The organism is Streptomyces sp. NPDC054765, assembly GCF_053612065.1.
Genome location: NZ_JBSHBP010000001.1, coordinates 219,816 through 234,526 on the forward strand (window position 1 = coordinate 219,816; position 14,711 = coordinate 234,526).

At 68.5% G+C, this 14,711-nt stretch carries 13 protein-coding genes; 6 read left to right on the forward strand and 7 right to left on the reverse strand.

Annotated features, from left to right (window positions below; all coding sequences use genetic code 11):
- Positions 1–189: 189 nt before the first annotated feature.
- On the forward strand, positions 190–555 hold the full coding sequence (locus ACWGJY_RS01080) for a hypothetical protein (RefSeq protein ID WP_453258688.1): 366 nt from the start codon (positions 190–192) through the stop codon (positions 553–555).
- A 57-nt stretch (positions 556–612) separates the two neighbouring features.
- Here the strand turns inward: ACWGJY_RS01080 and ACWGJY_RS01085 are convergent, their stop codons facing one another.
- Positions 613–810, reverse strand: a complete 198-nt coding sequence (locus ACWGJY_RS01085) for a DUF397 domain-containing protein (RefSeq protein WP_453258689.1) — start codon at positions 808–810, stop codon at positions 613–615.
- A 1-nt stretch (position 811) separates the two neighbouring features.
- On the reverse strand, positions 812–1,669 hold the full coding sequence (locus tag ACWGJY_RS01090; protein ID WP_453258690.1) for a helix-turn-helix domain-containing protein: 858 nt from the start codon (positions 1,667–1,669) through the stop codon (positions 812–814).
- Between the two features lie 189 nt (positions 1,670–1,858).
- On the opposite strand from ACWGJY_RS01090, the gene ACWGJY_RS01095 reads away from it, so the two are divergent.
- From ACWGJY_RS01095 to ACWGJY_RS01105, 3 genes are all read left to right on the forward strand, one after another.
- Positions 1,859–2,074, forward strand: coding sequence for a hypothetical protein (locus tag ACWGJY_RS01095; RefSeq protein WP_453258779.1), 216 nt, complete (start codon positions 1,859–1,861; stop codon positions 2,072–2,074).
- A 367-nt stretch (positions 2,075–2,441) separates the two neighbouring features.
- Positions 2,442–2,591, forward strand: a complete 150-nt coding sequence (locus ACWGJY_RS01100; RefSeq protein WP_453258691.1) for a hypothetical protein — start codon at positions 2,442–2,444, stop codon at positions 2,589–2,591.
- 2 nt (positions 2,592–2,593) lie between these two features.
- Entirely contained in the window at positions 2,594–3,787 is a 1,194-nt protein-coding gene (locus ACWGJY_RS01105; RefSeq protein WP_453258780.1) for a protein-L-isoaspartate(D-aspartate) O-methyltransferase, read from the forward strand.
- 86 nt (positions 3,788–3,873) lie between these two features.
- On the opposite strand, the gene ACWGJY_RS01110 is transcribed toward ACWGJY_RS01105, so the two are convergent.
- Entirely contained in the window at positions 3,874–4,443 is a 570-nt protein-coding gene (locus ACWGJY_RS01110; protein WP_453258692.1) for a TetR/AcrR family transcriptional regulator, read from the reverse strand.
- An 83-nt stretch (positions 4,444–4,526) separates the two neighbouring features.
- Between ACWGJY_RS01110 and ACWGJY_RS01115 the strand changes: the two genes are divergently transcribed.
- Positions 4,527–5,447 (forward strand): NADP-dependent oxidoreductase, encoded by a 921-nt coding sequence (locus ACWGJY_RS01115; RefSeq protein ID WP_453258693.1) that lies wholly within the window; start codon positions 4,527–4,529, stop codon positions 5,445–5,447.
- A gap of 113 nt (positions 5,448–5,560) precedes the next feature.
- On the opposite strand, the gene ACWGJY_RS01120 is transcribed toward ACWGJY_RS01115, so the two are convergent.
- Entirely contained in the window at positions 5,561–6,382 is an 822-nt protein-coding gene (locus tag ACWGJY_RS01120) for an alpha/beta hydrolase (RefSeq protein WP_453258694.1), read from the reverse strand.
- Between the two features lie 249 nt (positions 6,383–6,631).
- Here ACWGJY_RS01120 and ACWGJY_RS01125 point away from each other — a divergent pair, with 249 nt between their 5' ends.
- Entirely contained in the window at positions 6,632–8,431 is a 1,800-nt protein-coding gene (locus tag ACWGJY_RS01125) for an ABC-F family ATP-binding cassette domain-containing protein (RefSeq protein ID WP_453258695.1), read from the forward strand.
- Positions 8,432–8,467: 36 nt separating this feature from the next.
- On the opposite strand, the gene ACWGJY_RS01130 is transcribed toward ACWGJY_RS01125, so the two are convergent.
- From ACWGJY_RS01130 to ACWGJY_RS01140, 3 genes are all read right to left on the reverse strand, one after another.
- Positions 8,468–9,352, reverse strand: a complete 885-nt coding sequence (locus ACWGJY_RS01130) for a hypothetical protein (protein WP_453258696.1) — start codon at positions 9,350–9,352, stop codon at positions 8,468–8,470.
- Between the two features lie 206 nt (positions 9,353–9,558).
- The gene (locus tag ACWGJY_RS01135; RefSeq protein WP_453258697.1) at positions 9,559–9,846 is read right to left on the reverse strand and encodes a DUF6881 domain-containing protein; all 288 of its coding nucleotides are present in this window, start codon (positions 9,844–9,846) and stop codon (positions 9,559–9,561) included.
- Between the two features lie 2 nt (positions 9,847–9,848).
- A complete protein-coding gene (locus tag ACWGJY_RS01140) occupies positions 9,849–14,627 on the reverse strand; it encodes a putative T7SS-secreted protein (RefSeq protein ID WP_453258698.1) in 4,779 nt (1,592 codons plus the stop codon).
- Between the last annotated feature and the right edge of the window lie 84 nt (positions 14,628–14,711).

A 14,711-nucleotide genomic window follows, 5' to 3' on the forward strand; every position in this document is an offset into this window, starting at 1 on the left:
AGCGGGGAGGGTTGGTGCCTCCTAAGGGGAGGAGGCCGTCGACCTGGCTCGCGCCTCATCGTCCGGGTACATCGCCCGTGGACTCCGAGACCTGTGCGACGAGTTCGGCCCCCTGAGCCGCGACCACCGCGTGGCTGAGCTGGGGGCGGAGATCGCCACGCTGAGCACGCCGTGACGAGAGGGGATGGCATGTCGCAGACCGAGGGTGCACGACTGTTCCGGGAAACCTGGATCGCGGGAGTGCACCAGCACTTCCCCGGGGAGCCGAAAGCCGGCTACGTCACTCCGTGGGACGACACCCCGCAGTGGGAGCGCGAGGCTGCCGGGTCGGTCTACGAGCAGGTGCGCCACTTCATCGAGATCAGCGCCGGGCACACGTCCAGGCTGTCCCGGGAACAGAAAAGCCGCTTCGTCGCGATCTGCTGGACAGCCCAGATGTTCCAGCACTTCGACGACCCGAAGCCGGGCTACGTCGCGGACTGGCCCGACCTCCCGGCCTGGCAGCAGGAGACCGACGCCGACATCTTCGAGGCCATCGAGAAAGCGCTGAGCTGACCACATAGAAGGTTTCTTCGTGGTCAGCCGACTGGGAGCGTTCAGGCCGAGTGGGACTCAGACGCCTGGCAGCGCAGTGTCCTTGACAGCTGAGACGAACGATGACCAGGCGGCGGCCGGGAAGACGATGGCCGGGCCGTGCGGGTCCTTGGAGTCGCGGACGGGGACGATGCCGAGGAGGTCGTCGACGACCTCGACGCAGTCCCCGCCGTCGCCATTGGTGTAGCTGCTCTTACGCCAGACGGCGGTGCTCAAGTCAATCCGGTTGTTTGTCACTTCGGTATTCCTCTGCGGCCGCCTCGATCATGGTCAGGGACGCTTCGGGAGCGAGTGCTGCGGCCCTGAGCCGATCGTATGCCTTGCGGTATTTCTTCACGAGAGCCGGATCGTCGATCGTCTCGCCGCTGTACTGCGATTCCAGGTAGACCAGCGGCGGAGCATCCGGAAAGGTCATGATCTTGGCTAGGCCCACCACCATGAGGGGATGCGGTCCGCAGTTCCACGGAAGGATCTGTGGAACGATCCGGCGCCGCCTCGCCAGCGCCGCGATGCAGTCGAGCTGATCGGCCATCTCTTCCGCGGGCAGGATCGGGCAGCGCCACACGTACTCGGGAATGACCACCCAGTACTCAGGGGTCTTGAGGTCGCTTTCGAAGAGATGAGCCCGCGCCATACGTGCGCTGACCTTCTCCTCCACTTCCTCGTCGAGTGCCAACGGATGCGTCGCCCGCACCACCGCCCCCGCATACGCCGGGGTCTGCAACAAGCCGGGGACCAGGGTCGGACACCACTCCTCGATGGTCTCGGCGCGTTTCTCCGCCTCCAGAATGTGCTCGAAGTATTCGGCGTGGCCGCTCCGCTTCGCCTTCCGCACGTCCTCGCAGCGCCGCTTGAAGAAGCCGTCCGTCTTGAGTGCCTTGTCCACGTGCTCGGCCAGCTCGGCCGGCATCCGTCGTTCGCCGCGTTCGATCTCGCTGAGATGGCTCGGGCCGTAGAAGCTGCCCTCGACCAGTTGCGAGAGCGTGAGCCCGGCCGACTCCCGCTGGTAGCGCAGCTCCTTGCCGTAGAAGGTGGGGACTCCGGCCGAGCCGTCAATGTCCTTGCGTCGTGCCACGGTTCACCGCCGTACGTGTCGCTGGTTCACAGTTGTTGCGGACGGACTCCGGCGGTTCCCCGTATTTCCACCACTTCGCTCCACGCAATCCCCGGACCACGGCCGGGAGCCCAACCCCCTTTCACGCTACGCCGCGTCACGTCACTGTGTAAGCAGTTCGTCGCTATGCGTACAGAAAGGCCCGGCTCCATGCCCCTCGACCACTCCCGCTCCGACGACGTGCACGAAAGTGCCGAAGAGCTGCGCACCGCGCTGAAGGAGAACGGCATCACGCTGCCGTCGCTCGGCGTCGATCTGCCCGGCTTCGCGGGTGTCTACAGCGTCTCGCTCGTCGCCCTCGGTAACTGCAACGCGGCCACCGCCCGCCGGCTCGCCGAGGTTCTCCGCAAGGCGGCGGCCCATTGAACGGTGGGCCGGGTCCGGTCCGCACGAGCCTCGGAAGGCTGTTGAGTCGGTTGCTTCCGGGACGGGGCGGCCATCGGGCGGCCGCCCGTACCGGTGAGGGCAGTGGCTCCGTCCGGCCGTATGCCGCTGCCCCGGAGGCGCGGCAGAGTGCTGTGGATCGGAACGCCAGGCGCCAGGAACTGGAGGAGTCCGTGCGGAGGCTCAACACCTGGTCGTCCGGTGGGGGAGGGCGCCGCTGACCCCCACAGATCCCGTCCCTGTCGCGGGGGCGGGTAATGGCCCGGCCGTCTGCGTATCTGCGCATGTCCTACGGACAGCAGCAGCCGATCGGGTACTCACTCACCATTGAAGGCACCAGGAGGAAGAGATGAACGTGCTTCTCCAGAACGACGGCAACGACGGCAACGACGGCAACTACGGCGGCGACAAGCTGCCCGGCGAGCCCTATCCCGGCCCGCACCCGGCACCGACCCCGGACGGTGGCCCCGGCGTCCCCAACCCGCCCAAGGCGGCCTGATGATGGCCGACGAGGCAGGCGAGAAGCGCCCCGGCCTCAACGGGCTGGGGCGTGCCCTCATGGCGGCGGGTGCCCTCTCCTCCGACTGGGTCTCCGCCTACACAGCCGTACCCCGGTCCGCCGTGCTGCCCGACCTCATCTGGCCGTTCGACATGGCGACCGGGCGAAGCGTGGCGGTGTCCCGGACGGAAGCCCCGGAAGCGTGGGAGGAGTTCGCCGCCGCGGACGTGCCCCTCATCATCCAATGGGACGACGGCGAGCACGGCGAGCAGCCCGGCACCGAGCCCGGCGAGGTGCCGACCAGCTCCGCGTCGATGCCCTCGGTCGTCTTCCGGATGCTCCAGGACGTGGACCTCCGCCCCGGACACAAGGCTCTGGAGATCGGTACCGCGACGCTGTGGAACTCGCTCCTCATGGCGCACCGTGCCGGACCCGGGAACGTCACCAGCATGGAGGTGGACGGGGCGCTGGCCGCCGCCGCCCGCGCGACGGCCGAGCGGTTCGGAAACTCCGTCCGCGTCATCCATGGCGACGGGAGCCGGGGACACCGGGAAGGGGCGCCGTACGACCGCATCATGGCGACCTGCGGCCTGCGGTCCGTTCCGTTCGCGTGGGTGGAGCAGTGCCGTCCCGGCGGCATCATCGTGGCCCCGTGGGGGACGGACTACAGCCACGGCGACGCGGTGGCCCGCCTGGTGGTCGCGCCGGACGGGATGAGCGCCGCCGGACGCTTCACGGGCCCCGTGGAGTTCATGAAGCTCCGCTCCCAGCGCCTTGCCGCCGTGGCCCATTCCGCATACGTGACAGGGAGCGTCGCGGATGGCGAGGAGTCGTCCACGACGCTCACCGAGGCGGAGTTCGTCGGGGCGCAGTTCGGCCCCGAACGGTTCGCCATGGGCCTGCGCGTCCCCCGGTGCCTGCACGTCGTGGCGGACAAACACGACGGCGCGCGCCCGGTGTGGTTCTACAGCCTGAGCGACGCGTCCTGGGCGTGCGTGATGTTCCGGGACCGGGACGCCGCCCGCGTCTGGCAGTCCGGCCCCCGCAGGCTCTGGGACGAGGTGGAGGATGCATTCCACTGGTGGGTCGACCGAGGACGGCCCGACCACGCCCGGTTCGGCCTGACCGTGACGGCCGAGGGCGAAAGAGTATGGCTGGACGATCCGGCCGAATCCTGGGCGCTTACGGCCCTATGACGGCCCTATGACGGAAACGACAGGCCCCATGACGGCCCCATGACGGAAACGACAGGCCCCTTGGCTAGCGCACGGCTCCGGCCGTACTAGCGCACGGCTCCGACCGCGCGTACTTCGACGAGCGCTTGCCGTGCCAGCGGGCCGAAGCCCTCGCTGTTGTTGGTGTCGATCCACTGATCGTAGGCGATCTCCCAGGCGAGCGCGCCCAGTTGCGCGGCCACACGCGCGGTCAGGCTCGGGACTCCGCGGCGGTTGAGGGCCTCGATCATCGAGGTGGTGAGGCCGATCCTTTTGAGGGCTTCGCGTTCACGCAGTTCCGTATTGGCGTTCAGCACGGCCTGGCGCCGGCCGCTGAACTCGCGGCGGTCGACGGTGAAGAACGTCCGGCCGAGCGCATCGAGGGCGTCCGCCACCGCGTCGAGCGGCCCGGCCGCCGGCGGCGCCGAGGCGATCCCTTCGACGAGCAGACCGGTCACCGTGCCCTTGTCGAAGAGCACCTCGCGCTTGTCCGGGAAGTACCGGAAGAACGTGCTCTTGGTGAGCCCCGCGCGCTCCGCGATCTCGATCACGGTCGTGTTCTCGTAGCCGTGCTCCTCGAAGAGGTCGAGGGCGGCGGCGGCGAGTCGTCCTGGTGCGTCGGGTTGCCAGCGAGCCATGGGAGCAGTGTACGGGACTTCGTCCCATCACTGGTGTACGGTCGATAAGACCAAGTCCCATCACTGGCCAAGAGAGGTCACCGATGAGTAGAGCTGTCCGTTACCGGCGATTTGGCGGTCCCGAAGTACTCGAACTGCAGGAGATACCCGAGCCGCACGCCGCACCGGACGAGGTTCGCGTCCGGGTCACGGCCGCCGGACTGAATCCGATGGATTGGCAAATCACCACACAGCCCGACATGGCGGCGCGGTTCGGCATCACCTTGCCGGCCGGGTTCGGCAGCGACTTCGCCGGAGTGGTGGACGAGGTGGGCGCCGACGCCACGGGATTCGCGACCGGCGACCGGGTGTACGGGGCTGCGATTGGCCGGTCCGTCGCCGATTTCGTGCTGGTCAAGACACCCGCGACAGACCTATGGCACACCCCGGAGGGCATCGGCGACGAGGTGGCGGGCACGCTTCCGGTGTCCGGTCTGACGGCCTCCGCCGCGCTCGCCGCGATCGGGCTCCGCACCGGGGACACCGTCCTGATCGGTGGGGCGGCGGGTGGCGTGGGCGTCTTCGCCGTGCAGCTGGCGAAGCTTGCGGGTGCCCGGGTGCTCGGCACCGCCTCCGAGCGCACGTTCGGATTCCTGCGCGGGCTCGGCGCCGAACCCGTGGCGTACGGCCCCGGCCTGGCGGACCGGGTGCGGGCCCTGGCGCCCGAGGGGATCACCGCCGCGACCGACCTGTTCGGAAGGGAGGCGGCCGAGACCGCGCTCAAGCTCGGCGTGGCACCCGAGCGGATCTCCGTCGTAGCCGACGGCCCCGCCCCGCCGCCCGGTGTGCGCAAGATGGGCGCCCTCGATGCGGGTCCGGGCGCCCTGGAGCGGATCGCCGACGCGATCCATTCCGGCGAGATCACGATCCCGATCGCGGCGACCTTCCCGGTCGAGCAGATTCGCGAAGCCGTGACGACGCAGGCCGAGAGGCATGTTCACGGCAAAATCGTGGTCGCACTGTGAACCGGCACAAGGCGGACTCGGCGACCAGGATGAACAGTCAAGCTGAATTTGCAATTCACCCCGCAAACTGACGAGGTCGTGGGCCGTGGGCGCCGGGACCAAACACAAACCGGTCAGGACACGCCCCCGGCCGCCTCGGCCAGCACCCCGGCCACCAGCCGCCCCGCCCGTACGGCGTGCTCGGCGGTCGTGGGGACGCAGCGGTCCGCCGCCGGGTCGTACGCGGTCATGATCACGCCTGCGTGGTCGGTGTCCGGCTCCTGGAGTGTCGCCACCTGGCCCGCGGCTGCCCGCAGCGACTCGGCGAGGTCGCGGGAGCGGCGGGCGTCCACGACCGCGTCGCGACTGCCGTGCACGAGGCGAACCGGCACGCCCGGGTCCCGGCCCGCGGCGAGATCGTCCAGCGGCGCGGTCCCGGTGGTACGCGCCGGCAGGTCGTAGCGGCCCGCCACCCCCACCACCGCCCGCGGCCGCCACCCCTCCACGGTCCCGGGACGCAGCGCGACCCCCAGCGCGGCCCCGGCCCCCGCCGACCACCCGGCCAGCACGAACGACTCCCCGTCGCCGCCCAGCCCGCCCGCTTCCTTGCGGACAAAGGCCAGCGACTCCAGCAGGTGCGCCCGGCCGCCGTCCGCGGCGTCCGAGCGCCAGTCCGGTACGAGCACCAGCGCCCCCAGGGCCCCCATCGACCGCGCCAGCGGCTCCAGCACATCCCGCTCATCGGGACCGATGCCGTGCCAGAGCAGCACGGTGGGCGTTGCCCCGGGCGCCGCGGAGGCTTTGCACACTGCGGCCGCGCCGGACGGCCCCGGCTCCCCGGCCGCCCCCGCTGCTCCTGCCGGACGGTGGACGTCCAACTGCTTGCCGCTCGGCCCGTAGACCAGCCCGCGTACCGTCTCCACTGCCCTGCCCGCCATGCCCATGTCCGGTGCCATGCCGGCACGTTACAGCGGGGGCGCGGTGCCCACGGCGGAGCCGGTCACCAACGGTGCATCGTCAACGGTGCATCGTCGGGCACGGGAGGTGCGGCCGGAGCCTGGTCGTTGATCATGCGGCTGACGCCAGGGCCGCCTGCCGCCCCGCCATCCGTACCGATACTCATCTCCCGGCAGCCCTCCTCCCCACGCCGACTAGGCTGGGAAGGTCGATCGATCTGAAGTGCAGGTCCGAAGTGCAGGAGTGAGATGGCCGTCAACCTCGTCAATCTGGAAGCCGTCGGCAAGGTGTACGGAACCCGTGCCCTGCTCGACGGTGTCTCGCTCGGCGTCAACGAGGGGGACCGGATCGGCGTCGTCGGACGCAACGGGGACGGCAAGACCACCCTGATCCGGATCCTCGCCAAGCTGGAGGACGCGGACGACGGCCGGGTCACCCACAACGGCGGACTGCGCCTCGGCGTCCTCACCCAGCACGACTCGCTCGACCCGGCCGCCACCATCCGGCACGAGGTCATCGGCGACCTCGCCGACCACGAGTGGGCCGGTAACGCCAAGATCCGCGACGTGCTCACCGGCCTCTTCGGCGATCTGCACCTGCCGGGCTTCACCCAGGGCCTGGACACCGTCATCGGCCCGCTGTCCGGCGGCGAGCGCCGCCGTATCGCGCTGGCCAAGCTGCTGATCGCCGAGCAGGACCTGATCGTCCTGGACGAGCCCACCAACCACCTCGACGTCGAGGGCATCTCCTGGCTGGCCGGACATCTGCGCGCCCGCCGCTCCGCCCTCGTGGTCGTCACCCACGACCGGTGGTTCCTCGACCAGGTCTGCACCCGGATGTGGGACGTCCAGCGCGGCGACGTCCACGAGTACGAGGGCGGCTACAGCGACTACGTCTTCGCCCGCGCCGAGCGCGAGCGGATCGCGGCCACCGAAGAGGTCAAGCGGCAGAACCTGATGCGCAAGGAGCTGGCCTGGCTGCGGCGCGGCGCCCCGGCCCGCACCAGCAAGCCCCGCTTCCGCATCGAGGCCGCCAACGAACTGATCGCGGACGTCCCGCCGCCCCGCGACAACGCCGAACTGATGAAGTTCGCCAGCTCACGCCTCGGCAAGACCGTCTTCGAGCTGGAGGACGTCAGCATCCAGGCCGGGCCGAAGGTCCTCCTCAAGCATCTGACCTGGCAGCTGGGCCCCGGCGACCGGATCGGCCTGGTCGGGGTCAACGGCGCCGGCAAGACCTCGCTGCTGCGGGCGCTGGAACAGGCGGCCCGGACGCAGGGCGAGACGCAGCCCGTCGCCGGCCGCGTCGTCGTCGGCAAGACCGTCAAGCTGGCGTACCTCTCCCAGGAGGTCGGCGAACTCCCCCCGGCGCTGCGGGTGCTGGAGGCCGTCCAGCAGGTCCGCGAGCGGGTCGACCTGGGCAAGGGCCGGGAGATGACCGCCGGGCAGCTGTGCGAGAAGTTCGGCTTCACCAAGGAGAAGCAGTGGACGCCGGTCGGCGACCTCTCCGGCGGTGAGCGCCGCCGCCTGCAGATCCTGCGCCTCCTCATGGACGAGCCCAACGTCCTCTTCCTCGACGAGCCCACCAACGACCTCGACATCGAGACCCTGACCCAGCTGGAGGACGTCCTCGACGGCTGGCCCGGCTCCCTCATCGTCATCAGCCACGACCGCTACTTCATCGAGCGCACCACCGACCGCGTCCAGGCGTTGCTGGGCGATGCCACGCTGCGGATGCTGCCGCGCGGCCTGGACGAATACCTGGAGCGCCGCCGGCAGGTCATCGAGGCCGCGATGCCGGCGCCGGCCCAGCAGACCGCCGCCCCCAAGAAGGCCGCCGCCGTCAACCGCGCCGCCCAGAAGGAACTCCAGAAGATCGAGCGCCAGTTGGACAAGCTCGGCTCCAAGGAGGTCTCCCTCCACACCCAGATCGCCGAGAACGCCACCGACTTCGAAAAGGTCGCCGGCCTCGACGCCCAACTCCGCGAACTGAGCGCGGAGAAGGACGAGCTGGAGATGCGGTGGCTGGAGCTGGCGGAGGAGGCGTAGGGACGGACGGGGCGGGGCGGGGTGGGCGGCGAGAAGTTATCCCAGTGGTTTCCGGACCTCACTGCGGATCTTGTCCGCCTTGTCCGCGAATTCCTGGAGGTCGACGGACTGCGGATCCTTCGCCACGTCCGAGGCATCAGTTTCGGCGACATTCCCGCTGGTACTGGAATCGGCCCAGATGCAGAACGGCACCGTGACCTTCTGCCCCATCTCCGTCCGCACATCCACACCACAGGTGAGCGAAGCTCCGCCCCCGCTGGGCGTGAACTTCCTGTCCGGAACGGCGACTTCCATCTCCCCGTTGCTCGTCATGCCGCGGATGGTGTGGTCGACGGCCGTATCGGGATCGTCGATGGTGCCGTAGAGCCCCACCATCGCCAATGACTTGGTCCCGGACGCGTACTGGCCGCCCGCCGCCTTGATGCTGTGCTCATTGGCCCCGTCCTGCGGCATCGCTCCGGAGGCCTGCTGGGATATGTCCTTGGCGAGCTTGTACTCCCCGCCTGCCAGCGTCTGCGGCACCGTGATCCGGTACCTGGGCCCGCCGGACCCGCCCGACGCACTCCCTCCGCCCCTGAACGCGGCCGACGCCAGGGTCCCGATCACCAGCACACCGGCCACGGCGCCGAGGATGCCCCACGTCTTCCCGGCATTCCGCTTCGGCGGCACGGGCGGCGGCATCCCCGGCCCGCCGTACCCGAACGGGGGCGCCTGCTGCGGCATTCCGTAGGGCCCCGGCTGTCCGTAGGGCGTGGGGGCGGCGGGGTAGGGCTGCTGCCCGTACGGTGCCGGTCCACCGGGGTGGGGCTGCTGCCCGTAGCGCGCCGGTCCACCGGGATACGGCTGTTGCCCGTACGGCCCCGGCCCACCGGGGGCGGCGCCCGCCGGATACCCGGCCGGCGGGCCGGCGGGCTGCGGCATCCCTTGCGGAGCGCCGTAACCCGGCGCCTGCCCGAATCCACCTGGTGGCTGTTGCGGTGTAGTCATTTACTTATTTCGTTTCCAAGGCGCGGCCGAAAACCCGAATAGGGGTGCAACGACACGTGTCGTTGCAGTACTAAGGCTCCGCGATATCGATACCAAGTGCCCGCCCGGCCCAGGTGGGGCTCCCGACTGTGGGACGGCCTTTAGTTGTTGCTGTGGCGAGATGCGCAATTCCATCTGGATTCAAAGTCGGCCTCCGAGATGGCGAATGCAGAAAATTCGGGTTGCGCGGCAACGTCTTCGATATCTCCGACAGGGATTTCGCTCAGCCCAATTTCCGCGGTCTCGTCAGTTCCATCCGTACGCAGAAGGCGCCCATCTCGATACTCTTGGATCTTGCGTGTCTCGTACCCATCATCGCCAATTTCGCTAAATAGGGTGACGGGCTCTTCCTTGAAGTCGTGATGCCAGCTGACTTTCCAGTACTTCATGATTAGTTCTTTCCGTGGCTTATTATTCGTTCAGCTATGCGCAGAGGTTGTTGGCCGGGTACAAGATACACGTCGGGTCGGTCTATGGAGCGCCACACATCGAGGCCTCGTACATCTATCTCCATGAAGTGGCTGAACTTATGGCCGGCCCAGGGTACGCGTAGAAAGGCGTGCGAGAGTTGCCCCGCCGTCTTTGTGCCCGGCTTTACGTCCGAGAGATATTGGCCATCGCCATATCGGGCATCCTTTGGGTTGTTAGCCTTCACCGAGGGCCGAAGTTCCCCGCTCTCCATGATCCCCTGGTATCCCTTCTCATTCGTGTAATGAAAGAGGGATCCCAGGTCATCTCCGCGAACACTCTCCACCCCTTCTGGGGTGCAGGGTGTTAGGCCGAGTGGGTCTGCCCAACTGTGCGGGTTCTCGACGTACGTAATCGGATTGGGGGAGGGCGTGAGACCCAACGGGTCTGCTGAGAGGTATCTCCCGCTCTCTGTATCGTAGTAGCGGTGGACGTTATAGTGCAGACCCGTTTCCAGGTCGAAATACTGGCCCGGGAAACGCAGAGGCGTGCAGGCAGTAGCTGTGAGATTCCAGGCTGTGATGCCCCAGAGGGTGGTGCAGGTGCGCCAAGTTATGTGGCCGTGCACATCAACGAGTACTGCCGGTGCGCCAACGAGGTCGGTGATGACGGCGAAGAACCGCTGATCGATTTCCTGTTGAGGGGCATCGGTAAGTGTTTTTCGTTCAGTTTGGGCAATGACGCGCAGTCCGTCGTGATCCCAGGTGAGGGCGATCGAATCCGGAGAGTTCCGGGTGTGGGCGCTCTGCTCGGCGAGGTTTGCGCCGTCCCAGTTGAAAACAACCTCTTCAAGCACCGCGTTGTCATGTGCTACACGCTGCTTTGCGCAGCGTCGGCCGAGGGGATCGTAAAGGTAGCGCCAGGCGGTGCCGTCGGGGGTGATGACGGTGGTGAGGCGGTCCTCGGTGTTCCAGGTGTAGTGCCAGGTCTCTGGTTTGCGGGAGAGGCGGGTTTTTTGGCGGAGGGTGACGCGGCCGAGGTCGTCGTGTTCGTAGCGGATGCGGCCGGCGCAGGTGATGCGAGTGCCGGTGTATGACCGTCCACCCCGGGCTGAGGGGTTGGGGTGGCGGTCCGGCCAGTCGGCGTGGGTTTGGTTGCCGGCTTCGTCGTAGGCGTAGGTCTCGGTCCAGTCGGTGGCGTGGACGGCGGTGACGCGGCCGGCGCGGTCGAGGTCGAAGGTGCGGCGGCCGGTGTGGGAGTCGTTTATCGCGGTGAGGTGGCCGTCGGGGCGGTAGGTGTAGCCGCGGTGGAGGACCCGTTGGGCTTCGGCGGCCGCAGGGTTCTCTGGCCCGTTGGACTGGAGCGTGCCCGTGGCCGCTGTGGTGAGGGATTGGCTGGTGAGGCGGCCGGTGGGGTCCCAGGCGTGGGTGAGGGTGAGGTTGTCGCCGATGGCGCGGTTGAGTTCCTGGCCGGCGGCGTCGTGGTCGAAGGTGAGGACGTGGCCGGCGATGTCCATGGCGGTGCGGTTGCCGGCGGCGTCGTAGGTGTAGGTGGTGGTGTGGCCGGTGGGGGTGGTGCGGGAGGTGCGGCGGCCCAGGGCGTCGTAGGTGAACGTCATGGTGCGGCCGTTGACCGATTCGGCGGTGACGCGGCCGAGGATGTCGCGGGTGTAGGTGACAGTGGCGTCAGCGTTGGCAGCCTCGCGGAGCCGGCCGCCGGAGTCGTGGGTGTATGTGGTCAGCAGTCCTGCGGCGTTCTTCTCGGTGATGCGGCCGAGGGTGTCACGCGTGTAGGCCGTCACCTCGCCCAAGGCGTTGGTGCGGGTGCCGAGTTGGCCCGCGGCGTCGTGGGTGTACGACAGGACGCGGTCGTCGAAGTCGGTCTCGGATATCAGGCGGCCGGCGCCGTCGTATGCGTAGTTCCAGGTCAGGCCCTGGGGATTGGTGACCTGGGTGAGGCGGAGTTCGGTGTCGTGGGTGAAGGTGTGGCGGACGCCGTCGGGGTCGGTACGGGCCATCAGGAGATCGAAGTGGCCGTATGCGTAGTGGGTGGTCTGGCCGATGGCGTCGGTGTGGGTGAGGCGGTTTCCCTCGCCGTCGTAAGTCCACTGCTCTGTGGCACCGGTTGCGTCGATGCGCGCGGCGAGCTTTCCCTCCACCGTCCACACCATATGTGTGGTCTCGCCGAGGGGATCGGTGACGGAGGTGGTGCGGCCGAAGGCGTCGCGGCGGTAGTGGGTGGTGGCGCCCAGCGGGTCGGTGACGGTCAGGGGCAGACCGGCCTCGTTGCAGTAGAGGCGGGTGGTGTTGCCGAGGGCGTCGGTGACCGAGGAGACGTGGCCGCGGACGTCGTGGGTGTAGGTGGTGGTGGCGCCGGCGGGGTCGGTGGTGGAGGTGCGGTTGCCGTCGGTGTCGTAGGTGTGGGTCCAGGTGGTGCCGTCCGGAGCGGTGGTGGTCAGGGGTTGGCCGAGGTCGTTGTAAGCGGTGGTGGAGCTGCTGCCATCGGGGAGAGTGACGGTGGCGGGGCGGCCCTCGTCGTCGTAGTCGATGCGGGTAGTGCGGCCCAGCGGGTCGGTGGCGGACAGGACGCGGTGCTTGGCGTCCCGGACGGTGCGGGTGGTGGCGCCGGTGGGGTCAGTGGTCGCGACGATCTGGTGGTGGTCGTTGACCTGGTAGGTGAGGACCTGGCCGAGGGAGTTGTGGTGGAGGTTGGTGCGCAGTCCCGTCACCGGGTCCGGGTCGCCCCAGGTGAAGTGGGCGCGCAGGTGGCCTTCGATGCCGCCCTGGGAGGTGCAGCGGTCCTGGTCGTCGTAGGCGTAGGTGTAGCTGCTGCTGTTGGTGTCGGTCCAGGACGTGATGCGGCCGGTGTCGTCGTAGGCGAAGCGCAACGGCAGGCCGGAGGAGTGGGTGACGGTGGCCAGGTTGCCGAACGCGTCGTAGCCGTAGGTGACCAGGAGTTGGTCGCTGCCGTCGGGGGCGGCGCCGGCGAGGTGGAGCGCGGTGATGCGGCCCTCGTCGGTGGTGAGCAGGAGGCGGTAGCCGGCGCTGTGGGTGATGGCGGTGGGGGTGCCGTCTTCGGTGTGGTCGAAGGTGTGGTGATTGCCGTGGCGGTCGGATATCTCGTCGAGGACGGCGATGTTCTCGGCGTAGGTGGTGAAGTAGCGGCGGATGCCGGTGAGGGGGTCGGTGAGGAGGTAGTCGCCGTCCGGGGTGAGTTCGAGGGGGGCGCCGTCCCCTTCTTGGGGGAGGGTGGGGACGCCGACGGCGGGGTGCGGATAGAGGAGGAAGTTGCCCTCCTCGCCGATGAGGATGACGCCTTCGGCGTCGATCTCCAGGCGCTGGTCGACCGTGGACATCCAGGTCGGGCCGAACCAGCGGCCGGTGCGGTAGGAGGACTCGAAGGTGCGGGTGAAGGTGAGGGGGAGGCTGCCGGGGAGGGTGATGTCGGTCTGCGGCAGGATCATCCGGCCGGTGGCCATGTCGATGGGGTCGCTGCCGAAGGTCTTGCACCAGGCGGTACGGGCGCGATCCATGATCGTGCGCTTGCCGCCGTCCTTGACCGCTGTCCGTGCGGCTCCCTTGGCTGCGTCCTTCGCCCCCGCCTTCAGCAGGCCCTTGCCGAGGGCGCCGGCGCCCTTGCCACCGACGACGTTGGCGAGGAGACGCCCGAACGCATCTCCCGGGTCGCTGCCCCAGCCCTCGCCGAGCATCCCCTTGGCCAGGCGCCCGGGGTGGGCGGCGGAGCCGGCCAGGCCGAGCGAGGTCTTGGCGACGTTGGCCAGGTACATATGGGGGTGGGCGATGTTGTACGGCTCCATCGGATTCAGCGTGCGGGCCAGATTGACCGTTTCCACCACGCCCTTGCCCACACCACCGACGACGTGCATCAGGTTCATACCGCCGGCCGCGATGCCGTCAATGGCGTCGAAAGCCGCCTCAGTGGTGAACTTCGGTGCCTGCGGGGCGTGTTCCAGGGCGCCCTTGAGGGCGTGCTGTGCCTTTTCTGCGGCCTCGTTGCGCTGGCTCCGGGCATTCTTGAGGATGTCCTGCGCCGCTTCGCGGCCCTGGTCGCCGGGGTCGTGGAAGGCGCCGGGCTCAGCGGGCTCGGGCCCGGGGTCGGAACCCTTGTCCAGCGCGGCGTTGTAGGCGTCGGCCTTCGCGTTGTACGTATCGACCTTGTGGCGGTAGGCGTCGTTCGCCTTTTTGCTCTTGTCCTCGGCCGCCTGCCAGGCGTCGATGGCCGCCTGGGCCTTCTTCTGCGCCCAGGAGACCGTCTCGGCGTAGGAATCGAGGGCCTTCCATGCCGACTCACAGGCATCCGCGGTGCGCATCCACTGTTTGGGGTGCACGTCGAACTTCTCGTGGAAGCTGTCGGCGGCCTTACCCTTCCAGGATCCGGCGTCCAGTTTGCGGATTCCCTGGCCGACGCGTTCGAAGGCCGCGTAGAAGTCCTTGAGGTGCGCGGCGGATTCATTGATCTTCGCGACGTCGCCGTGGATCAGCTCCTTGGGGTCGTCGCTCTCGCCCAGCTGCCGCTCATCGACCTGCGCGCCCAGTGCATCGGCGACGTCGTCACCGGCCGTGCGGACGGCCTTGGCCGCGCCGTCCGCACCGACGTAGTCGAGAGCGTCGGCGGTTTTGTCCGTGGCGTAGTCGACTGCCTCGCCGGCCGCTTCCGTTACGTCATCGACGGCGTTTCCGACCGTGTCGGCCGCGGAATTGAAGCCGTCCTTGACGTCCCCGAGAATGTCGCCGAGGCCCATCAGCTCTTACCCCCCAGATGTGCTGTGCAGCAGTCGATGTGAAGTAGGCGATGTGCAGCAGTCGATGTGCAGTAGTGGTGGCGC